Origin of the sequence: Sphingomonas albertensis (genome assembly GCF_014358075.1) — a bacterium.
Taxonomy (GTDB): Bacteria; Pseudomonadota; Alphaproteobacteria; order Sphingomonadales; family Sphingomonadaceae; genus Sphingomonas; species Sphingomonas albertensis.
Window position 1 is genome coordinate 36,516 of record NZ_JACONT010000026.1, and the last position, 21,471, is coordinate 57,986.

General features: G+C 64.1%; 22 protein-coding genes. 11 read left to right on the forward strand and 11 right to left on the reverse strand.

Going from position 1 to position 21,471, the window contains the following annotated elements:
* Window positions 1-118 precede the first annotated feature (118 nt).
* The 6 genes from H8S47_RS12505 to H8S47_RS12530 all read left to right on the forward strand — a co-directional run bounded on the left by H8S47_RS12505 (window position 119) and on the right by H8S47_RS12530 (window position 7,092).
* Window positions 119-571, forward strand: a complete 453-nt coding sequence (locus tag H8S47_RS12505; protein WP_187504184.1) for a GatB/YqeY domain-containing protein — start codon at window positions 119-121, stop codon at window positions 569-571.
* 57 nt (window positions 572-628) lie between these two features.
* Window positions 629-1,054 carry an endonuclease domain-containing protein gene (locus H8S47_RS12510; RefSeq protein WP_328805526.1) on the forward strand — a complete coding sequence of 142 codons (426 nt, stop codon included), beginning with the start codon at window positions 629-631 and terminating at the stop codon, window positions 1,052-1,054.
* Window positions 1,054-2,913 carry a DNA primase gene (dnaG, locus tag H8S47_RS12515; protein ID WP_187504186.1) on the forward strand — a complete coding sequence of 620 codons (1,860 nt, stop codon included), beginning with the start codon at window positions 1,054-1,056 and terminating at the stop codon, window positions 2,911-2,913. Before H8S47_RS12510 ends, dnaG begins: the two co-directional genes overlap by 1 nt.
* Window positions 2,913-4,940 carry an RNA polymerase sigma factor RpoD gene (rpoD, locus tag H8S47_RS12520; protein WP_187504187.1) on the forward strand — a complete coding sequence of 676 codons (2,028 nt, stop codon included), beginning with the start codon at window positions 2,913-2,915 and terminating at the stop codon, window positions 4,938-4,940. Before dnaG ends, rpoD begins: the two co-directional genes overlap by 1 nt.
* Window positions 4,941-5,146: 206 nt before the next feature.
* Complete coding sequence (locus H8S47_RS12525) at window positions 5,147-6,454, forward strand: DUF6161 domain-containing protein (protein ID WP_187504188.1); 1,308 nt, start codon at window positions 5,147-5,149, stop codon at window positions 6,452-6,454.
* A 98-nt stretch (window positions 6,455-6,552) separates the two neighbouring features.
* Window positions 6,553-7,092 carry a pseudouridine synthase gene (locus tag H8S47_RS12530; protein WP_187504189.1) on the forward strand — a complete coding sequence of 180 codons (540 nt, stop codon included), beginning with the start codon at window positions 6,553-6,555 and terminating at the stop codon, window positions 7,090-7,092.
* 988 nt (window positions 7,093-8,080) lie between these two features.
* On the opposite strand, the gene rplS is transcribed toward H8S47_RS12530, so the two are convergent.
* From rplS to H8S47_RS12550, 4 genes are read right to left on the reverse strand one after another with little or no spacing between them, the layout of a single operon-like run.
* Window positions 8,081-8,473: a 50S ribosomal protein L19 gene (gene rplS / locus H8S47_RS12535; protein WP_031395442.1), complete on the reverse strand. Its 393-nt coding sequence runs from the start codon at window positions 8,471-8,473 to the stop codon at window positions 8,081-8,083.
* Window positions 8,470-9,201: a tRNA (guanosine(37)-N1)-methyltransferase TrmD gene (trmD, locus tag H8S47_RS12540; protein WP_187504190.1), complete on the reverse strand. Its 732-nt coding sequence runs from the start codon at window positions 9,199-9,201 to the stop codon at window positions 8,470-8,472. Before trmD ends, rplS begins: the two co-directional genes overlap by 4 nt.
* Complete coding sequence (locus H8S47_RS12545) at window positions 9,198-9,572, reverse strand: type II toxin-antitoxin system VapC family toxin (protein WP_187504191.1); 375 nt, start codon at window positions 9,570-9,572, stop codon at window positions 9,198-9,200. Before H8S47_RS12545 ends, trmD begins: the two co-directional genes overlap by 4 nt.
* Window positions 9,569-9,853, reverse strand: a complete 285-nt coding sequence (locus H8S47_RS12550) for an AbrB/MazE/SpoVT family DNA-binding domain-containing protein (RefSeq protein WP_187504192.1) — start codon at window positions 9,851-9,853, stop codon at window positions 9,569-9,571. The genes H8S47_RS12545 and H8S47_RS12550 overlap by 4 nt, the downstream gene beginning before the upstream one ends.
* Window positions 9,854-9,930: 77 nt before the next feature.
* On the opposite strand from H8S47_RS12550, the gene H8S47_RS12555 reads away from it, so the two are divergent.
* Window positions 9,931-10,836, forward strand: a complete 906-nt coding sequence (locus H8S47_RS12555; protein WP_187504193.1) for an NAD(P)/FAD-dependent oxidoreductase — start codon at window positions 9,931-9,933, stop codon at window positions 10,834-10,836.
* 94 nt (window positions 10,837-10,930) lie between these two features.
* Here H8S47_RS12555 and rimM read toward each other — a convergent pair whose 3' ends face one another.
* From rimM to ffh, 4 genes are all read right to left on the reverse strand, one after another.
* Window positions 10,931-11,431 carry a ribosome maturation factor RimM gene (gene rimM, locus H8S47_RS12560; RefSeq protein ID WP_187504194.1) on the reverse strand — a complete coding sequence of 167 codons (501 nt, stop codon included), beginning with the start codon at window positions 11,429-11,431 and terminating at the stop codon, window positions 10,931-10,933.
* On the reverse strand, window positions 11,409-11,549 hold the full coding sequence (locus H8S47_RS12565; RefSeq protein ID WP_187504195.1) for a hypothetical protein: 141 nt from the start codon (window positions 11,547-11,549) through the stop codon (window positions 11,409-11,411). Before H8S47_RS12565 ends, rimM begins: the two co-directional genes overlap by 23 nt.
* A 235-nt stretch (window positions 11,550-11,784) precedes the next feature.
* A complete protein-coding gene (rpsP, locus tag H8S47_RS12570; RefSeq protein ID WP_187504196.1) occupies window positions 11,785-12,231 on the reverse strand; it encodes a 30S ribosomal protein S16 in 447 nt (148 codons plus the stop codon).
* A 67-nt stretch (window positions 12,232-12,298) separates the two neighbouring features.
* Window positions 12,299-13,843 (reverse strand): signal recognition particle protein, encoded by a 1,545-nt coding sequence (gene ffh, locus H8S47_RS12575; protein ID WP_187504197.1) that lies wholly within the window; start codon window positions 13,841-13,843, stop codon window positions 12,299-12,301.
* 317 nt (window positions 13,844-14,160) lie between these two features.
* Between ffh and H8S47_RS12580 the strand changes: the two genes are divergently transcribed.
* The 4 genes from H8S47_RS12580 to H8S47_RS12595 all read left to right on the forward strand — a co-directional run bounded on the left by H8S47_RS12580 (window position 14,161) and on the right by H8S47_RS12595 (window position 19,063).
* Window positions 14,161-15,786, forward strand: coding sequence for a putative bifunctional diguanylate cyclase/phosphodiesterase (locus tag H8S47_RS12580; protein ID WP_187504198.1), 1,626 nt, complete (start codon window positions 14,161-14,163; stop codon window positions 15,784-15,786).
* Between the two features lie 297 nt (window positions 15,787-16,083).
* A complete protein-coding gene (mtaB, locus tag H8S47_RS12585) occupies window positions 16,084-17,331 on the forward strand; it encodes a tRNA (N(6)-L-threonylcarbamoyladenosine(37)-C(2))-methylthiotransferase MtaB (protein WP_187504199.1) in 1,248 nt (415 codons plus the stop codon).
* Window positions 17,328-18,263, forward strand: a complete 936-nt coding sequence (gene ftsY / locus H8S47_RS12590; RefSeq protein WP_056051078.1) for a signal recognition particle-docking protein FtsY — start codon at window positions 17,328-17,330, stop codon at window positions 18,261-18,263. Before mtaB ends, ftsY begins: the two co-directional genes overlap by 4 nt.
* Window positions 18,264-18,445: 182 nt before the next feature.
* Window positions 18,446-19,063 carry a septation protein A gene (locus H8S47_RS12595; protein WP_328805527.1) on the forward strand — a complete coding sequence of 206 codons (618 nt, stop codon included), beginning with the start codon at window positions 18,446-18,448 and terminating at the stop codon, window positions 19,061-19,063.
* A 73-nt stretch (window positions 19,064-19,136) separates the two neighbouring features.
* Here H8S47_RS12595 and H8S47_RS12600 read toward each other — a convergent pair whose 3' ends face one another.
* The 3 genes from H8S47_RS12600 to H8S47_RS12610 form a co-directional block, all read right to left on the reverse strand.
* A complete protein-coding gene (locus tag H8S47_RS12600) occupies window positions 19,137-19,751 on the reverse strand; it encodes a superoxide dismutase (RefSeq protein ID WP_187504201.1) in 615 nt (204 codons plus the stop codon).
* A gap of 118 nt (window positions 19,752-19,869) precedes the next feature.
* Window positions 19,870-20,667 carry an SDR family NAD(P)-dependent oxidoreductase gene (locus tag H8S47_RS12605; RefSeq protein ID WP_187504202.1) on the reverse strand — a complete coding sequence of 266 codons (798 nt, stop codon included), beginning with the start codon at window positions 20,665-20,667 and terminating at the stop codon, window positions 19,870-19,872.
* A gap of 15 nt (window positions 20,668-20,682) precedes the next feature.
* Entirely contained in the window at window positions 20,683-21,447 is a 765-nt protein-coding gene (locus tag H8S47_RS12610; RefSeq protein WP_187504203.1) for an SDR family oxidoreductase, read from the reverse strand.
* Between the last annotated feature and the right edge of the window lie 24 nt (window positions 21,448-21,471).

Genomic DNA, 21,471 nt, shown 5'->3' on the forward strand with positions numbered 1-21,471 from the left:
TTGTCGATGTCGCTAAGTGGTGTCCGCTAAGGCCGCCGCGCCGCAGCGTCAATCTGTTAAACATTCGGCGGACGCGCTATCCCATCGGGCTATCCCGAACCGCCTGAAAGACCAGTACATGATTCGCGACGACATCAAGGCTGCGCAGCTGACCGCCATGAAGGCCGGCGACAAGCAGAGCCGCAACGCTATCTCGTTGATCCAGGCCGCGATCAAGAACCGCGACATTGAGGCGCGGACCGGAAAGGTGCCCGAGAGCGACGACGCGCTGGTGATCGAGGTGCTGCAGAAGATGGTCAAGCAGCGCCGCGAGTCGATCGAGATGTTCTCGAAGGGCGGCCGCCAGGAACTCGCCGATGCGGAGACCGCGGAGGTGGCGGTGATCGAACGCTTCCTGCCGCAGCAGATGAGCGAGGCGGAAACGACCGCCGCGATCGAGGCGATCAAGGTAGAGCTCGGCGCGACCGGCATGAAGGACATGGGTCGCGTGATGGCCGAACTGAAGGCCCGCCACGCAAGCGAGCTGGACATGAGCAAGGCGAGCGGCCTGGTAAAGGCGGCGCTGTCGTAAATGCATAAAGACGGCCCCCTTCTTCCTCCCCTCCCGCAAGCGGGAGGGGACCGAGGGGTGGGCCCGCGCCATCGCCTGGACCGACCAACCGAGAGGGCCCGCGACCTCCGCAACGAAGCGACGAATGCCGAGCAGATGTTATGGCGTCAGCTGAAAGGCTCCAGGTTGCAGGATCTCAAGTTCAGCCGCCAGATGCCAATCGCCGGGTATTTCGCCGACTTCGTATGCCGCTCGCACAAGCTGATCGTGGAGCTAGACGGCAGCCAGCATGTCGAAGCCCAACCTCATGACGACGTCCGCACGAAGCAGCTCGAAGCCACAGGCTACCGCGTCATCCGCTTCTGGAACAACGATCTGACCTCGAACATGCCCGGCGTATTGGAGACCATTCTGAGCGCTGCGATCGCAACCGAGCGCGTGCCCACCCCCCAACCCCCTCCCGCAAGCGGGCGGGGGAGCTCTGTCGTGGGCGGGGCGAACTAATGGCCCTAACCCCACAATTCCTCGACGAACTCCGCGGCCGCACGTCGCTCTCGGCGCTCGTCGGCAAGACCACCAAGCTCACCAAGGCCGGCCGCGAGCACAAAGGCTGCTGCCCGTTCCACAACGAGAAGACGCCCTCCTTCTACGTCAACGACGACAAGGGCTTCTACCACTGCTTCGGCTGCTCCGCGCACGGCGACGCGATCAAGTGGATGACCGACCAGCGCGGCCTCCCCTTCATGGACGCCGTGAAGGAGCTCGCCCAGGCGGCGGGAATGGACATGCCCGCGATGGACCGCCAGTCCGCCGCCAAGGCCGAACGCGCCAAGGGCTTGCACGAGGTCATGTCCGACGCCGCCGACTGGTTCACCGAGCAGCTCAACGGCCTCCCCGGCACCGACGCGCGCGCGCTCCTCGACCGCCGCGGGATCAGGCCCGAGACGGCGCGCGCGTTCGGCATAGGGTTCGCCCCCGACAGCCGCGGCAAGCTCAAGACCGCGCTGAAGGACTACGGCGACCCCATGCTGGTCGAGTCCGGCATGCTTATCTCGGTCGAGGGCAAGGACCCGTACGACCGGTTCCGCGGCCGCCTGATGATCCCGATCCGCGACCCCCGCGGGCGGACGATGGCGTTCGGCGGGCGCGTGCTCGACGGCGGCGAGCCGAAGTACCTCAACTCCCCCGACACCCCGCTCTTCGACAAGGGCCGCACACTCTACAATCTCGACAAGGCCGCCCCCGCCTCGCGCAAATCCGGCCGCGTGCTGGTGGTCGAGGGCTATATGGACGTCATCGCGCTCGCTCAGGCCGGCTTTAGCGAAGCGGTCGCCCCGCTCGGCACCGCGCTGACCGAAGCGCAGCTCGAACGGCTGTGGCGGATGGTCGACGTGCCCCTGCTCTGCTTCGACGGCGACGGCGCCGGCCAGAAGGCGTCGCTCCGGGCCGCCCACCGCGCGCTCCCGCTGCTCGCGCCCGGCCGCAGCCTCGCCTTCGTCACGCTCCCGCAAGGCCAGGACCCCGACGATCTCGTCCGCGCCGGCGGTCCCGGTGCGTTCGAGGCGTTGCTGAAAACCCCGGAACAGCTCGTCGACCGGCTCTGGGCGTCCGAAGTCGCCGCCGAGGCGCTCGACACCCCCGAACAGCGCGCCGGCCTCAAGCGCCGCCTCCACGAACTCGCGGAAGGCATCGCCGACCCGTCGGTGAAGCAGCAATATCACGCCGAGTTCAAGAACCGCTTCTACGAGCATTTCAAACCCGCACGTGTTCCGTTCACTCCCCGCGGCGAGCGGCCCAGTGGCGGCTGGAAGCCCCCCGCTGCGCCGGTCACCGCCGACGCGAAGGCTTTCCGGGCAATCGGTATTGACCACGCGCTGGCAAAGCCCATTCTCGCCGGCCTTATCCGCCATCCAGCCGAGATTACTCGCCATATGGAGGTTCTAGGATCGCTTCGCCTGCTAGATGGTGAGCTTGGGCGGCTGTTCGAAACGGTCGTAGATGTTGCACTTGAGGACCAAAAGCTTGATAGCGGACGACTGCTTACCATATTGGCAGGGTCCGGTTTCAAATCAGTCGCGAGTGACCTGTTGAGAGCCGATACGATGCCTTTTTCGTTTACGCAGACCGTAGCTGATCCAGCTCGTGTCCGATCCGATCTCGACGAGGCCATCATGATCATGGTGGCTAGACCTGAGGTAGATGCGGCGTTGGCTGGGGTTAATAAGGAAGAGGTCACTCTTTCTGCGGCCGCGTTTGAGCGACAGATGGCATTGGTGAAAGAAAAACTGGCGTTGGAAGTCCGACTTGCAAATCTTGTACAGTCGAACGAAGACGCCCGAGCGTTGGGTACCGAGGGCGATTGATGGCTAAGGCGAACATGGCGGAACCCGCCGAGACGAACGAAACCGGCGATGCGCCGCTGATCGACATGAACGATGCGTCGATCAAGAAGGTCATCGCGCGCGCCAAGAAGCGCGGCTACATCACCTATGAGCAGCTCAACGAAGCGCTGCCGCAGGGCGAGATGTCGTCCGACCAGATCGAGGACATCAGCGCCGCGCTGAGCGAGATGGGCATCAACATCGTCGAGAATGACGAAGCCGGCGAGGACGGCGAGACCGAGCCTGCCAAGGACGACGAGGACGAGCCGGAGGCCGCCGACGCGGATGCCGACACGGGCCCCGCGATCGAAAAAAAGAAAGAGACCATCGATCGCACCGACGATCCGGTCCGCATGTACCTGCGCGAGATGGGCGCGGTCGAGCTGCTCAGCCGCGAGGGCGAGATCGCGATCGCCAAGCGCATCGAGGCTGGTCGCGACACGATGATCCTCGGCCTGTGCGAATCGCCGATCACCTTCAACGCGATCATCGACTGGTCGACCGCGCTGAACGAGGGCACGATGCAGCTGCGCGAGATCATGGATCTCGACGCGATGCTGTCGAAGGACCCCGCGCCCGAAGCGATGGCCGAGGACGGCGAAGCCGACGACGGAGAGATCAGCGAGAAGAACGCGGGCCCTTCGTTCAAGGAAGAGGCCGAGCCCGAAGAGCCGTCCGCCGACGAGGACGAGGACGGCGAGCGCCGCGCCCCGCGCGCATCGGACGACGAGGAGGAGGACAACACCCTCAGCCTCGCGCAGATGGAAGAGCAGCTGAAACCGATCGCGCTCGAGCGGTTCGCCAGCATCACCGCGCTCTACAAGAAGTTCAGCAAGATCCAGCAGTTGCGCGTCGATGCGATGGGCATCGGCGGCGATTTCTCCGCGGCCGACGAGCGCAAGTATCAGAAGCTGCGCGAGGAACTCACGGCGGAAGTCGAGAGCGTCCAGTTCCACAACGCCAAGATCGAATATCTGGTCGATCAGCTCTATGCCTATAACCGTCGCCTGACCGCGCTGGGCGGCCAGATGCTGCGCCTCGCCGAGCGCCACAAGGTGCCGCGCAAGGACTTCCTCGATCGCTATATCGGTCACGAGATCGACGAGAACTGGCTGACCACGGTCAACAAGGTCGACAAGAAGTGGACCGCGTTCGTTGCGAACGAGGGCGAGGCGGTCGAGCGCATCCGTGCGGAAATCGCCGACATCACGCAGCAGACCGGCATGGCGCTCACCGAGTTCCGCCGGATCGTCAACATGGTCCAGAAGGGCGAGCGCGAGGCGCGTATCGCCAAGAAGGAGATGGTCGAGGCGAACCTGCGGCTGGTGATCTCGATCGCCAAGAAATACACGAACCGCGGCCTGCAGTTCCTGGATCTCATCCAGGAGGGCAATATCGGCCTGATGAAGGCGGTCGACAAGTTCGAGTATCGCCGCGGCTACAAGTTCAGCACCTATGCGACGTGGTGGATCCGCCAGGCGATCACCCGCTCGATCGCGGACCAGGCGCGGACCATCCGCATCCCGGTCCACATGATCGAGACGATCAACAAGCTGGTCCGCACCAGCCGCCAGTTCCTCCACGAGCAGGGCCGCGAACCGACCCCGGAGGAGATGGCCGAGCGCCTCTCCATGCCGCTGGAGAAGGTGCGCAAGGTGATGAAGATCGCCAAGGAGCCGATCAGCCTCGAAACGCCGATCGGCGACGAGGAGGATTCGCACCTCGGCGACTTCATTGAGGACAAGAACGCGATCATCCCGGTGGATGCCGCGATCCAGGCGAACCTCAAGGAGACGGTGACGCGGGTGCTGGCGTCGCTGACGCCGCGCGAGGAGCGCGTGCTGCGCATGCGCTTTGGCATCGGCATGAACACCGATCACACGCTCGAGGAAGTCGGCCAGCAGTTCTCGGTGACCCGCGAGCGCATCCGTCAGATCGAGGCGAAGGCGCTGCGGAAGCTTAAGCATCCGAGCCGGTCACGGAAGATGCGGAGCTTCCTCGACCAGTAAGGGTTAGTGCACTCTAACTAAACAGACGGGCCGCGGTGGAAACACTGCGGCCTTTTTTGTAATTGTAAATTCTTTCCGCGCGATTGATATTGCGGGGTCAATCGCCGAAGCGATATCTCACGACTTCGATCTCGTTAAAGAAACGAGTTTTTTTGTAAAACCCTATCAGTCCAATAATAGATATAAAAAAGGTAAAGGGGTACTACATGAGCGTAATTCAGTTTGATATCGCACCGGAACGAGGTGGAAAAAAGGAATTTAATGATCTCGCGGAAGCTATTCTCTGGGCGCAGCGCCAGCGAGAGGCATGGGACAATGAGTATAGGGAAATAATAAGCACGAATCCGAACCACCCTTTTGCTGCGGTTCGTGGAGCCTGGGACAGAGTCACCGAAGACCTTAGAGCAAATCATATGAAGGGGCTGCCAGTCGCATTAACCATCAACGATGCGAGGGAATTAATTGCAGATAAATCACCAATATTTCTTGCGCTCAATTGGGTAGCGCACCAGCTAACTGCTCAAGGAGTGCTGGCTGCTTCTGCAATCGCAGGCCTTTCTGGAGTACGTATCAATTGGGCCGACACTAACCAGACGAATGCAGTCATTTTATACGAGCGCTCGCTTGCTCGTATATTAAAAACCACTGCTGAAAACTTGGTTGAGCAAATGCAGATAAAAGCTGCGGACGCGGAGGCTCGTGTTTCGCTCGCGCAGGAAAGCGCCGTTAAGGTTGAGGGGCTGATCGCCCAGATGACCACTGCCGCTAATCACGGTGAGTTGAATGGTCGTGAGCGACTAGCCGCACTGGAAGCAACGATCGGAGCTGCCGAGTTTAGTACAAATACTCAGCTTGCCGAGCTGGATCAAAAACTCGGTGCCATTTCATCTCAAGCTGGCACCGCAATAGAAAACCTAACAAGATCATCTAGGGATACAATCGAGAACTGGTTTAAGGCGTTCAAGGAACAGCGCCAGTTGGAAGCTCCTGTCGCACTTTGGGAAGCACGAGCGGAAACTCATGAAAAAACGCTTAGGTCCCGAAAATGGTGGATGATTGGCGTCGGCGCTATCGGTTTATTTGGGGCATGTGCCGTTGCGATAGTAGCGTTTGAAGGTGCCAACCATATATTTAGTAACGCTGTAATTCCAACTAAGGATGGAAATCCTTTTAACGTCAACGGTATGCGTGCTTCTTTTCACTTCGAGTTACTTCTCGCATCAGCGGGGACGCTTCTCTATCTCACGATGTATCTCTGGACGATGCGGTTATTAGTTCGTCTTTACACAACAGAGCACCATCTAGCGATTGACGCCAAAGGACGGTCCGCCCTTACAGAGACATACCTTTCCTTGACTAAGGAAGGTGCCGCGACTGATGCAGACCGAGCAATTATGCTGGCTGTGATTTTTAGACCGGTCGCCGATGGAATGGTAAAGGAAGATGGGCCACCCGCTATTTCGCCCGCCGCTCTAATCGCGACCTTAGCAAGTGGAACGGGCAAGCCGGGCTAGACAACAATGCGGGTAAAGACATTAGAAGCCCGCCTTTAGGTGCACGCCCCTCTGGGCTAGATGACAGTCGAACCTAGTCGACATTTCCTCTAAAGCCCATGCCCCGGATAATCCTGTTCAACAAACCGTATGACGTGCTCAGCCAGTTCACCGACGTGAACAGTCCGACCCCGCGCGCGACGCTGTCGCAGTTCGTCGATGTGCCGGGCGTCTATCCGGCGGGGCGGCTTGATCGCGATAGCGAGGGGCTGTTGCTGCTGACCGACGACGGCCGCCTCCAGGCACGGATCGCGGACCCGAAGTTCAAGCTGGCCAAGACCTATCTCGTGCAGGTCGAGGGCGATGCCGGCGAGGACGCGCTCGATCGGTTGCGGGGCGGCGTCCTGCTGAAGGACGGCCCTGCCCGCGCCGACGTCGAGCGGATCGCCGCCCCCGACCTCTGGCCGCGCGTGCCGCCGATCCGGGTCCGCGCGAGCATCCCCGATTGCTGGCTGAAGATAACGATCCGCGAAGGCCGCAACCGCCAAGTCCGCCGCATGACCGCGGCGATAGACCACCCCACGCTGCGGCTGGTCCGGTGGAGCATCGGCGACTGGACCGTGGCGGATCTGGCGCCCGGCACGTGGCGCGACGCCTGACGGGCGCTTGAGGCGGGCTGACGGGTGCGTGGGGGCCACCAGAGGCAGGCACGCTCATAAGGCACGCCCATCAGCAGCGCAGCGTTCGTGATTACAAGCGGAACGCCTCCCCACCCACGCCGTCATCCTGACGAAAGTCAGGACCCAGGGTACCAAACGCCGCCCTGTTTGGCTCTGGGTCCTGACTTTCGTCAGGATGACGGAGAAGGGCATGTTCACGCGAAGGCGCTAAGGCGCGAAGAGAAGACCGGGCCAGTGCGCTAAATAAGCTGCTTCTCTTCGCACCTTAGCGCCTTCGCGTGAATCCAGTCCTGAACTGCGCTGCGTTGCCCGATGTGATCATAAGCCCCGAAGATAGGGCCCCCCGCCTGCGCGGGGATGTCGGTGCGCTGGGTGACGCGCCGAAATTGCATGGTGGCACGACGAAAACTCCCTCCCCTTCAGGGGAGGGTCGGGGTGGGGCATGTCCACGCGAGCGCGCTCAGCGTGGCAAAGCCCCTCACGCCTCAAACGAGCAACCATCCCAATCCGCCAGCAAGACGTGTTTCCCCGCGAAGGCGGGGACCCAGACTGGGCTCCCGCCTTCGCGGGAGAACAAGGAAGCGCAAGTCGGCCTGCGCAGGACCGCGCGTCCCTGTCCGACCAAGTAACCGCCCATGTCCCGAGGGACAGGCACCACCATGGCCACCGCTGGCGGCATGCTAATCGGCTGTCCTACACACCCGGAGAAGCGCACCGTCGCCGGATGCCCATCCGCGAACCCTTCACCGCGACACCGCTCCCACACCCCGACGCCACTCCCACGTCAAGAAAGCTTCCCAGCGTCTACACTTCCTATACTTCCGTGCTGCAGCATAAACGCGAAACACCAACAATCGGCAGCACTTCCAACACCTTGCCCCTCCAACCAGCCCAAACCCCGCGCACAACGAAAAAGGGCGCGGGGACCATCGCCCCCGCGCCCTTTTTCAACTCTGGCAGTCCCCGATTACTCGGCGGCTGCGGTACCCTTGGCAGGGCGCATGTCGCGACGCTCGGCGATACGCGCTGCCTTGCCGGTGCGGCCACGCAGGTAATACAGCTTGGCGCGACGCACGGCGCCCTTGCGGACGACTTCGATCGAATCGACGTTCGGCGAGTAGAGCGGGAAGACGCGCTCGACGCCCTCGCCGAAGCTCATCTTCCGCACGGTGAAGTTCGAGCCCATGCCCTTGTTCGAGCGCGCGATGCACACGCCCTCGTAGTTCTGAATACGCGTGCGCTCGCCTTCGACGACCTTCACGCCGACCTTCAGCGTATCGCCGGGGCGGAAATCGGGGATCGTCTTGTTGGCCAGGAACTTCGCGATGTTCTCGGCTTCGATCGTCTGCAACAGGTTCATGTCTCGTCCTCGTGTCGCTGCGCGCCAGAGGGCGACTGGACCCGAACGCCCTCATGGCGCTCCCAAAGGTCCGGTCGCCGTGACCGTGTATCGATCTCCGCGCGGCGTTTGCGCCATGCAGCGATCTTCGCATGATCCCCCGATCGCAGCACCTGCGGGATCGTGCGCCCTTCCCAAATCTGAGGTCGGGTATAGTGCGGATATTCGAGCAGCCCCGTTTCGAAGCTCTCGTCATCCCCACTAGAAGCCGCGCCCATTACGCCGGGCAGCAGCCGAATGCAAGCATCGAGCAGCACCAGCGCCCCCATCTCGCCACCCGACAGGATGTAGTCGCCGATCGAGACTTCCTCGATGTCGCGTGCCTCGAACAGCCGCTCGTCGAAGCCTTCGAAGCGGCCGCAGAGGATGGTGACGCCGGGGCCCTGCGCGAGCTCCCGAACCCGCTCCTGGGTCAGCGGCTTGCCCCGAGGCGTCATCGCCAGCGCCGGCCGCCCATCGGCCACGCTGTCGATCGCCGAGGCCACCACATCGGCTCGCAGCACCATCCCGGCCCCGCCCCCCGCCGGCGTATCGTCCACCGACTTGTGCTTGTCCGTAGCAAAGTCCCGGATCTGCACCGGCGAGCAAGACCACCGCCCCTCCCCCAGCGCACGGCCAGCAAGCGACGTCCCCAGCGGCCCCGGAAACATCTCCGGATACAGCGTCAATATCGTGGCAGCGAAAGTCACAACGTCCAATTCTCTATGCGAAGGCCGGGCACGTCGGCAAAGTCGCGCTCGTTGTTGGTGATCAGGGTCAGTCCAAGCGACAGTGCGTGCGCCGCGATCAGCCGATCGAAGCTTCCGCGCTTGAAGGGCAGTTTTGCATATAGCCGAGCCGACGCTTCGTCGAACGGAAGTACCGGCACCCATCGGCTAAACGCATCGACCGTCTGCAACGGCGGCAGCTTGCCTTGCCAACTGCCGACCGCCAGTTCGGCGAAGACGATCGCCGACATGCCCAGCTCGCCCTCGTCGCACTGCTCGACACGCTGTCGGAGCACAGGGACATTACCACCGAGCAACAGGATACAGATATTGGTGTCGAGCAGATACTTCACTGCTCGTCGGACCGCCCCGGCCACGACGGGTCATCCCACGGACGCGGCGAGGGCGCGAAGATCCGGTCTTCGCGGTCGATGAGCTTCAATCCAGGGATCGACCCGTAGATGCCGGTAAGATCAATCTTTTTAGGCACCGGCGAATAGGGTTCGACGATAAACTTGCCGCGGTCTTCGCGCACGGTCATTTCGGCACCTTCCGTGATTCCGAGGGCTTTGGGCAACCGCAATGCGACTGAGTTGCCCGACTTGAAGACCTTCGCGCGATATTCCTTGGCCATTGCCGCCTCCGTATGCACGCGGAGTATATACCAAACTGGCGCAAGGAACAATTACGCTGGCGAAACGCTCGCGGCGGATGGACGATTGCATCATTATCGGCGCTGGCCCTGCCGGGCTGACCGCGGCGATCTATCTCGCACGATTCCACCTCTCGATCCGGCTGTTCGATTGCGGCAGCAGCCGCGCGGCGCTGATCCCGTGCACGCATAATCATGCGGGGTATCCCGAGGGGATCCGCGGGACCGACCTGCTCGCGTTGATGCTCGCACAGGCGGAGAAATATGGCGCGGTCCGCGAGGGTGCGCGGGTGGATGCGATCGAGGTGGACGACGATGGGTTCACGGTGCGGATCGGTGATCGGCGCGCTCGGGCGCGGAGCGTGCTACTTGCCACGGGAGTCGTGAACAACCGCCCGGACATGCCCGATGCGGTCCACGACGAGGCGCTAGAGGCCGGCCTGTTCCGCTACTGCCCGATCTGCGACGGCTACGAAGTCACCGACAAGCGCGTCGGGGTCATCGGCACCGGCGACCACGGCATGCGCGAGGCGCTGTTCCTGCGCGGCTATACGAAGGACGTGACGTTAATCGCGCCAGAGGGTGGTCATGACCTCGACCCTGCTTGCGAAGCGGCGCTCGACGATGCCGGGATCGTCCGGGTAGGCGGTCCGTGTGGCAACTACGCGATCGAAGGGGGCAGGCTCGCCCTCGATACGGTCGAGGGGCGTATGGCGTTCGACAGCGTCTATCCGGCGCTAGGCTCGGTGATCCGGTCGGAACTCGCCGTGGCGGCCGGTGCGAGCGCTTCCGAGGATGGCTGCCTGGAGGTGGACTCGCATCAGCGGACCTCGATCCCCGGGCTGTTCGCAGCGGGCGACGTCGTGAAGGGTCTGGACCAGATCAGCCACGCGATGGGCGAGGCCGGCGTTGCCGCCACGACGATCCGCAACATGCTTGCCGAGCAGCGGCCGCTGCGGCGGTAGTCATCGGCAAACAGAATTGTTCTCCCGCGAAGGCGGGACCCCAGTCTGGGCTCCCGCCTTCGCGGGAGAACAAGGAAGCGGTAATTAAAGTCTGTTATTCGGCCGCGAACGACGCTTCGACGACGAGGCGATCGGCATCCCATTCGGGTACCGCTTCAACCCGCATCGGGACCATGAAACGCTTGCCGGGCTTGTCGTCCACCGGAAGGCGTTCGATCTCGATCACGTCGCCCGCGCCGAAATTGTCGATCGCGACTACGCGACCGATCGCTTCGCCATCCGTCGACACCACGTCCAGCCCGATCACGTCGGTGTGATAATATTCGCCGTCTTCCAGCGGCGGCAACGATGCGCGCGGCACGGTCAGTTCGGTTCCGCGCATCGCCTCGGCGGCATTGCGATCCACGACCTCAGCGAAGCGCGCGATCATGCCGTTGTTGCCGCTGCGCGCGGACTTCAGCGACAGCGCGCCGTTGTTGAAGCTCTTATAGCTTCCGAAATTCTCGGCGAAGACCTTGAGCCGCACTTCACCACCGATGCCGTGCGCACCGATGACGACGGCGAGTGTCACTTCATCCTTGCGCGGAGCCTTCATTGCGGCCGGGGGTGTCGTCGGAGCCTTCGGCGGGGTCGTCGGCGGAGACGCCTTCGTTGGTGGCATCTTCGATGTCCTCGGGTGCGGGGGCTGTGCGGGGGTCGGATTCGGGGGCCATCATGCGCTCCTTTTCGGGGGTACCGAGAGGAGAACGCATGACGCGCCGATCGGCTGCGGTTGGCTACCCGTAGTAGGAACGGGAGAAGCCTCCCGTCCTTCGTCACCCCGGGCTTGTTCCGGGGTCCGCTGTTCCGCGTACCCAATGCTCTCGGATACGCGGACGAGTGGATGCCGGAACAAGCCCGGCATGACGGAGAAGAGGCGGAGGGACCAAGCCCCCCGCCCCCCGGATCTTACGAAGCGCTCGTAGCGTCTTCAATTTCAGCAGCGGCGACCTGCTCGGTCTCTTCGTTGCTGCCAGTCGCAGGTGCAGCCTTTGCAGCGGCTTCGGCCTCGGCAGCTTCGGCCGCCTTGGTCGCACGCTCTTCAGCGCGCTCGGTAGCCTTCTCGCCGGGCTTGCCCTTGTTCGGGTTGTTGCGCGCCGAACGCTCGAGCACGCCAGCCTGGTCGAGGAAGCGCGCGACGCGGTCGGTCGGCTGCGCGCCGACGCTCAGCCAATGCTTCGCGCGGTCGGCGTCGAGCTGCACGCGCTGCTCGTTGTCCTTGGCGAGGAGCGGGTTGTAGTTGCCGATCTTCTCGATGAAGCGGCCATCACGCGGGCTGCGCGCATCGGCAACGACGATCTTGTAATAGGGACGCTTCTTGGAGCCACCGCGCGCGAGGCGAATATTGATTGCCATGATATTTTCCTTCGTTTTCTAGATAGATTCCCCAGCGCGAGCCGAGGTGTCGTGGTTGGATAAGAGGTTATTTCTTCTTCAGAAAATCGTCGAAACCGGCAGGCATCTGCGGCATCTTGGGGCCACCAAGCCCCGGCAGACCACCGGCATTGCCCCCCGGAAGCCCGCCTGCGCCGGCCTTGTTGAGCATGTCGCCCATCTGCGGCCCGCCGATCGCATTACCGATCCCGCCCAGGCCGCCCCCAAGACCGCCCTTGCCGAGCATCGCCATCATGCCCTTCATGCCGCCCATCTTCTTGATCTTCTTCATGGCGGTCGACATTTCGAGGTGCATCTTGAGCAGCTTGTTGACCTCCTGCACCGTGGTGCCGGAGCCCTTGGCGATGCGGATCTTGCGCTTGGCGTTGATCAGTTCGGGCTTGTTGCGCTCCTTGATCGTCATCGAGCCGATCATCGCGTCCATGTGCACCAGCACTTTTTCGCCACCGACCGACGCGACCGCGCCCTGCGCCTTCTTCATGCCGGGGATCATCCCCGCCAGCGCGCCGAGCCCGCCCATCCGCTGCATCTGCGCCAGCTGGGCCCGCAGGTCGTTCATGTCGAACTGACCCTTGGCCATCTTGGCCGCCATGCGCTCGGCGTCTTCGGCCTGGATCGACTCCGCGGCGCGCTCGACCAAGCTGACGACGTCGCCCATGCCGAGGATACGGCCGGCGACGCGCTCCGGATGGAATGCCTCGAGCGCATCGAGCTTCTCGCCGGTGCCGGCAAACTTGATCGGCTTGCCGGTGACCGCGCGCATCGACAGCGCCGCGCCGCCGCGGGCATCGCCGTCCATGCGGGTCAGCACGATACCCGTCAGCGGCACCTGGTCCGAGAAGTTCTGCGCGACGTTGACCGCATCCTGGCCGGTCAGCGAGTCGACGACGAGCAGGATCTCCGCGGGATTGGCGACGTCGGCAACCGCCTTCATCTCGTCCATCAACGCCTGATCGACATGGAGTCGACCCGCGGTGTCGAGCATCAGGACGTCATAGCCCTGCAGCTTGGCCGCCTGCATCGCGCGACGGGCGATATCGACCGGCTGCTGGCCCTGCACGATCGGCAGCGTCGCGACGTCGATCTGCGTACCGAGCGTCGCCAGCTGCTCCTGCGCGTTCGGGCGATTGACGTCGAGCGACGCCATCAGCACCTTTTTCCGCTCGCGCGCGCCTTGTCCGAAATTGGCCTGCCCGGCCGCCAGCCGCTTGGCGATCTTGGCGGTGGTGGTCGTCTTGCCCGAACCCTGGAGGCCGACCATCATGATGACGGCCGGCGGGGTGACGCCCAGCTCGAGCTCGGAAGCTTCCGAACCGAGCATCTCGACCAGCGCATCGCTGACGATCTTGACGACCTGCTGCCCCGGCGTAACCGAGCGCAACACATTCTGGCCGATCGCCTTCTCGGTAGCCTTGTCGACGAACTCGCGTGCGACGGGCAGCGCGACATCGGCTTCGAGCAGCGCGACTCGCACCTCGCGCATCGCCGAACGCACGTCTGCTTCGGTCAGCGCACCCCGGCCGCGAAGGCGGTCGAAGACGCCACCAAGTCGATCGCTCAGGCTTTCGAACATCGAAATACTCCCTATCACCGTCACCAAACGCAAAAGCGCCGGCGGGCGAAACCTCGCCGGCCAGCGTGCATCCTTGGATGCTCGTCCTATGCGCTCCGTAACGGAACGTGGCGGGCCCACTACTGGAAGTGGGGTGGAAGTGCAAGACGGGTCCCGACTTGACCCATTTCCTCGGTTAAGCCGGAACAAGCCCGGCGTGACAGATGCGCGCAACCAATCGCGCCTGTGCCACGCCCTGCCCCGCGCTAACGCCGCCTTAACACCTCCTACACTTCTCGCATGGCACACCGGCTACCAATCAAGGACCGGACATCCACATGACCCCAAAGTCGGCGGCGACGCGTTCGCCCCGCAACATCAGTCGGGAATTCATGACCGGCGCCGTGACGGGCGCCGCCATTCTGCTGTTCGTCGGCACCGGCGGCACGGTGCTCGTCAAGGCGCTGGCGAATCTGCACGGCAGCAACGCGGTAATCGACCGGACATTGATTGCCACGATGCTGCTCAATGTCTCGCTGATCCTGTTCGGCTGGTTCCGCTACCGATCGCTGGCCGAGGAACTGAGCGACCTGACCGAAGCCGGCCACCGTGCGCAGGCCCTGGCGCAGCGCGATCCGCTGACCGGCCTCCTCAACCGTCGCAGCCTGTCCGAGGACGGTGCGACCTTGTTCGCCAGCGCCCGCCGCCGCGGCAAGGCAATGGCCATGCTAACGATCGACGTGGATCATTTCAAAAGCGTCAACGACCTGCACGGCTATGCGGTCGGCGACCTGCTGCTCGCCTATGTCGCCGAGACGATCGCGGCGATTGCGCCCGGCGCCAGCCTGCTCGCGCGGCTTGGCGCGGATGAGTTCGCCTGCGCGTTCGTGTTCGATTCCGCGCACAAGAACGTTGCCGACCGGATCGCCGAACGCATGGTCGCCGGCCTCGCGCTCCCGTTCCGCACCAACGGCGTCGAGATCCATATGAGCGTGTCGATCGGTATCGCCCGCTCGGACTTCGACTGCGCCTCGGTCGACGGGTTATTGCGTAACGCCGACATCGCGCTCCACGCCGCCAAGACCGCGGGGCGCGGCCGGCATGCCTGGTTCGATCGCTCGATGGAGCGCTCGCTGCAACTGCGCGGAGAACTCGAAGCGGGCCTCCGCCATGCGATCCCCACGGAGGAAATCGTCCCTTATTTCGAGCAGCAGGTCGACCTGACCACCGGCCGCATTACCGGCTTCGAAGTCCTCGCACGCTGGGAACACCCGACACGCGGTACGATCGCGCCGGACGTCTTCATTCCCATCGCCGAGGAGATCGGGCTGATCGGAGAACTCTCGCTGTCGATCATGCGCCAGGCATTCGCCGCCGCGCGGGACTGGGACGCGGCACTCAGCCTGTCGGTCAACGTCTCGCCGCTGCAACTGCGCGACGCGTGGCTCGCACAGAAGATCATCAAGACGCTGGTCGAGACAGGCTTCCCCGCCAGCCGGCTCGAAATCGAGATTACCGAGACCGCATTGTTCGACAATCTCCCGCTCGCGCAGTCGATCGTCGGGAGCCTGAAGAACCAGGGCATCCGCCTCGCGCTCGATGATTTCGGTACCGGCTATTCGAGCTTGGCGCATCTGAGGGCGCTGCCCTTCGATCGGATCAAGATCGACAAGAGTTTCGTCACCTCGATCCTGGACAACCCCGAGAGCATGGCGATCGTAAACACGATCGTGCGGCTGGGGGACAGCCTCAACCTGCCCACCACCGCAGAGGGAATCGAGGACGCCGCCGTCGAGGAACGCCTGCGTGCGATCGGATGCGCGAAAGGCCAGGGGTATCTGTACGGGCGACCGCTCGGCACGGCGCAGGTCCGGCGGCTGCTTGCGGAAAAGCGGCTCCTGGCACAGCGCCCCGACCGCGATGCGCCACCACCGCGCGGGATTGCGCCTCGGTTGGCGAGCTAAGGTCCACCAAACACCACCCCGGCGGAGGCCGGGGCCCAGTTGGAGAGGTTGCAGTAACCGCGGACCGTCCTTCATCATCATCTCCCAACTAGGCCCCGGCCTTCGCCGGGGTGGTGTTGAGTGAAGGCCCGCTCCCCAATCTGTTCTCCCGCGAAGGCGGGAGCCCAGGACCAAGCAGCGCTCCGTTTGATACCCTGGGCTCCTGCGTTCGCAGGAGAGCGGCGGTGAAGCGAGCATTGCGACCACCACAAACCGCAAAGCGTGGACTTCCCCCCCCGCCCCTCCTAAATCGCGCGCATGTCACCCGCCCCCGCGCCAGAGGTCATCAGCCTCGGCTGCCGCCTCAACATCGCCGAAAGCGAGACCATCCGCGCGCTCGTCGCCGGGCGGGACATGGTCGTGGTCAACAGCTGCGCGGTCACCAACGCTGCGGTGAAGGCGACGCGGGTGGCAATCCGCCGCGCGAAACGCGACCGTCCCGAGGCGCAGATCGTCGTCACCGGATGCGCCGCGCAGATCGACCCCGCCAGCTTTGCCGCCATGCCCGAAGTCGATCGCGTGATCGGCAACGCGGACAAGCTGACCGCACTGGCGTGGCAGGCCGAAGCCCCGGTGGTCGTCTCCGACATCATGCAGGTCCACGAAACCGCGCCGCATCTCGCCGCCAGCTTCTCCGCACACGCTCGCGCCTTCGTCGAGGTCCAGAACGGCTGCGACCACCGCTGCACCTTCTGCGCGATCCCATTCGGCCGCGGCCCCAGCCGCTCGGTCCCCGCCGGCGCGGTCGTCGACCGGATCGCCGGGCTGGTCGATTCAGGCCACCGCGAGATCGTCCTCACGGGCGTCGACCTGACCAGCTATGGTCCCGACCTCCCCGGCGCACCGACGCTAGGCCAGCTCGTCGAGCGCATCTTGCACCACGTGCCAAAGCTGGAACGCCTGCGCCTGTCCTCGCTCGATGGCATCGAGATCGACGACCGCCTCTTCGCGCTGCTCACGGGCGACGCGCGAATCATGCCGCACGTCCACCTCTCGTTCCAGGCCGGCGACGACATGATCCTCAAGCGCATGAAGCGCCGCCATTCACGTGCCGAAAGCGTCGCCCTCGTCGAACGCCTCAAAGCCGCCCGCCCCGACATCGCGATCGGCGCGGACCTGATCGCCGGCTTCCCCACCGAGGACGCGGCGATGTTCGCCAACACGCGCGCGCTGATCGACGACTGCCACATCGTCCACCCGCACATCTTCCCCTATTCGCCCCGCGCCGGCACCCCCGCCGCGCGCATGCCGCAGGTCGAACCCGAAGTCCGCCGCCAACGCGCCGCCCTACTCCGCCAAGCCGGCGAAACGTCGCGAATGAACTGGCTGCAAACGCTGGTGGGGACATCGCAGGATCTGCTCGTCGAACGCCCCGGCGACCGCGGCCATATCGGTAATTTCGCAGAAGTCCTGCTGGACGAACCGGCCATACCCGGCGACATCGTCCGCATCACGATCACCGGCGCCACGAGCGATCGCCTCAGCGCAACACGAGAACCATCATGAGCACCACCCCAACCTGGCACGACAAGCTGATCGGCGGCTTCAAGCGCACCTCCGACCGGCTCGTGGGCAACCTCGCCGGTCTCGGCGGCGCGCGGCTCGACGATTCGACGCTCGACGACATCGAGGAAGCGCTGATCGCGTCCGATCTCGGCCCCGAGACCGCCGGCCGCATCCGCCGCCGCCTTTCCGAAGGCAGCTTCGAACGCAACATGGAGGAGCTCGGCATCCGCGTGATCGTCGCGGAAGAGGTCGAGAAGGTGCTCGCGACAGTCGCGAAACCGATCGAGATCGACGCCTTCCCGCGCCCGCAGGTGATCCTCGTCATCGGCGTCAACGGCTCGGGCAAGACCACCACCATCGCCAAGCTCGCGCATCTGCTGATGGAGCAGGATTACGGCGTGATGCTCGCCGCCGGCGACACCTTCCGCGCCGCCGCGATCGGCCAGCTTCGCACCTGGGCCGAGCGTGTAGGCGTGCCGATCGTGACCGGCCCCGAGGGCGGCGACGCGGCGGGCGTGGTGTGGGACGCGGTCAAGAAGGCGACCGAGACCGGCATCGACGTGCTGATCGTCGACACAGCCGGCCGCCTCCAGAACAAGCGCGAACTGATGGACGAACTCGCCAAGATCCGCCGCGTGCTAGGCCGGATCAACCCGGAGAGCCCGCACGACATCGTCTTGGTGCTCGATGCGACGACCGGCCAGAACGCGCTCCAGCAGATTGAGGTCTTCAAGGAGGTCGCGGGGGTGACGGGCCTCGTGATGACCAAGCTAGACGGTACCGCCCGCGGCGGCGTTCTCGTGGCGGCGGCCGAGAAATACGGCCTGCCGATCCACGCGATCGGCATCGGCGAGGGCATGACCGACCTGCGCCCGTTCGATGCGAACGAGGTGAGCCGGATTATCGCAGGTGTGGAGAGCGTCCGAAAGTAACACTCGGAACTGTCCTTCGATACGCCATCTCGACAAGCTCGACGGCTACTCGGGACGAACGGCATGGGCTGATAAACGCCCTCCCGAACCACCCCGTTCGTGCCGAGTAAGGATCGAGCTTGTCGAGAGCCTGTATCGAGGTACATGCCCGCACGCACCCGCCCCCAGGAAGCGAAAACCCAGTGACCCCAACCAAGCCCCCCCTATCCCCCGGCCTCCGCATGGCGGTCGACTACGGCCCGCTCGCGGTCTTCTTCGCGGTGAACTTCCTCACCCCCGGCCTGCCGATCGTCCGCGTCGTCGCGGCCACCACCGCGTTCATCATCGCCACGGTCGCCGCAATGATCGTGTCGAAGGTCAAGGCGGGCCATATCTCGCCGATGCTGTGGCTGTCGGGCGCGCTGATCGTCGTGTTCGGCGGGCTGACGATCTACTTCCACGACCAGCGCTTCATCCAGATGAAGCCGACCATCATCTACGCGATGTTCGCCGCGATCCTGACGTTCGGGCTCGTCACCGGCCGCCCACTGCTCCAGTCGCTGCTCGCCACCGCCTATCCGGGTCTGTCCGCGGAAGGCTGGCGCAAGCTGACGCGCAACTGGGCCGTGTTCTTCGTGTTCATGGCGGTGCTGAACGAGGCGGTGTGGCGCAACACGACCTGGGACTTCTGGGTCGGCTTCAAGCTCTGGGGCGCGATCCCGCTGACGTTGCTCTTCGCATTCGCCAACATCCCGATGCTGCTGAAGCATGGATTGCAAACGGGCGACAAAGCCGTCACCGACCTGCCGCCCGATGGATAACTTCTTGTTCTCCCACGAAGGCGGGAGTCCAGACTTGGCCCCCGCCTTCGCGGGGGAACAATCTTAGCTCGGTTCAGCCCGCAACCTTCGCGTAGCGCTCAGCCACGACGTCCCAGTTCACGATGTCCCACCAGGCCTTCAGATAGCCCGGACGATCGTTCTTATACGTCAGGTAATAAGCGTGCTCCCACACGTCGTTACCGAGCAACGGCGTGCCGGGCTCCTTTGCGTCGTCCATCAGCGGGTTGTCTTGGTTCGGCGTGCTCGTCACCTTCAGCTTGCCGCTGTCATCCGCGATCAGCCATGCCCAGCCCGAGCCGAACTGCCCCGCACCCTTGGTGTTGAACTCTTCCTTCAGCTTGTCGAGGCTGCCGAAATCACGATCGATCGCCTCGGCGAGCTTACCCGACGGTGCCTGGCCGTTCTTGGCCGCCATCGTCTTCCAGAAGAAGTCGTGGTTCCAGAAACCGCCGCCGTTGTTGCGGACCAGCGGCGGCTGCGACGAGATCATGCCGAGGATGTCCTCGATCGACTTGCCAGCCAGCGCGGAGTCCTTCTCGACGCCTTCGTTCAGCTTCGCCGTGTACGCCGCGTGATGCTTGTCATGATGAAACTTCATCGTCTCCTGATCGATCACCGGCTCGAGCGCATCATAGGCGTACGGCAGCGGTGGGAGTTCGAAAGCCATGGGGGTTCTCCTTTATGGGGTCGGACGCTCAACGTCCGCACGTCGCAAATGGTCCCGCAAAAGTCGTTGCGCAAGCGTATCCAGCGGTCGAAACGCCGCGACCCGACAGCATCATCGGTCAGGCGGCGGTCTTGCCGTATTCCTGCCGTGTCACGGGATGGCTGGACGAGAGGCCGCCATCGACCGCGATCGCCTGGCCGTTGACGTAGCTGGCGTCGTCGGACGCGAGGAACAGCGCGACCTTGGCCAATTCCTCAGGCTGCGCGCCGCGGTGGAGCGGATTGAGGCGGCCAACGCGGTCCATCTTGTTCGCCTCGCGCGCGTAATCGAACACGGGCTTGGTCATGCCCGTCTCGGTCAGCCCCGGACAGATCGCGTTGACGCGGACATTCGAGCCTGTGAGTTGCTGGGCAGAGACGGCGGCTAGGTTGATGACGCCGGCCTTCGACGCGGAATAGGCGGGCGAGCCGGCGCCCGAGCGAATCCCGGCAACGCTGGCGGTGAGGACGATCGCGCCCTTCCCCCGCTCGGCGATACGCGGCGCGGCGTGCTTGATCGCGAGGAACGGGCCGATCAGGTTGACGCGCAGGACTTCGGTGATGAGCGCGACGTCGGTGTCGAACAGGTTCGCCATGCCGCCCGAAATCCCCGCATTGGCGAACATCACGTCGAGCCCGCCGAAGCTGTCGCACGCCAGCGCCACGGTGCGGATCACGTCCTCTTCGAGCCCAGCGTCGATGCGGATCGCCTTCGCCGTGCCGCCGGCCTGCGTGATCAGGTGCGCGGTCTCGTCCGCGCCCTCGGTCTTGTCGGCGACGACGACCCTGCCCCCTTCGCTCGCGAACAGGAGTGCGGCGGCGCGGCCTATGCCGGAACCTGCGCCGGTGACGATGATCGATTTGTCGGTAAAGCGCATCGCATGGTCCTTCGGTTAGATCGTGTCGCCGCCGTCGATGACCATCGTCTGGCCGGTCATGAAGTTGCTTGCCGGGGATGCCAGGAAGACGACTGCCCCGGCGATCTCCTCGGGCTCGCCGATCCGGCGGAGGGGCACGCTGGTGTTCGCTGCCTCGATCCGCTGCGGGTCTTCCCACAGGGCGCGCGCGAAGTCGGTCTTGATCAGGCCCGGCGCGATACAGTTCACGCGGACGTTGGACGGGCCGAACTCGACCGCGAGGTTGCGCGCCAGCTGCATGTCGGCGGCCTTGCTGATGCAATAGGCGCCGATCACCGGTGAACCGCGCAGCCCGCCGATCGAGGAAATGATGATGATGCTGCCGCTGCGGCGCGCGATCATCTCGGGCGCGACCATCTGGATCAGCCAGTGGTTGGAGACGATGTTGTTGTCGAGGATCTTGCGGAACTGGTCGTCGGCGATGCCGGCCTGGGGGCCGTAATAGGGGTTCGATGCGGCGTTGCAGACGAGGATGTCGATGCGGCCGAGCTGGGCGCGGGTCTGGTCGACTAGATGCTGGAGTCCGGTTTTGTCGGAGATGTTGGCGGCGATGGCGATCGCGGTGCCGTCGCTGTGTCTGGCGTTGAGTTCCGCCGCGACGGTGTCGCATGCGTCCTGCTTGCGGCTGGAGATCACGATCTTCGCGCCGTGCTCCGCCAGTTCGCGCGCGGACGCCAAGCCGATGCCGCGCGACGATCCCGTAACGATGGCGACCATCCCGGTCAGGTCGAATTGCGACATTCCTGCTTCTCCCCTCCCGCTTGC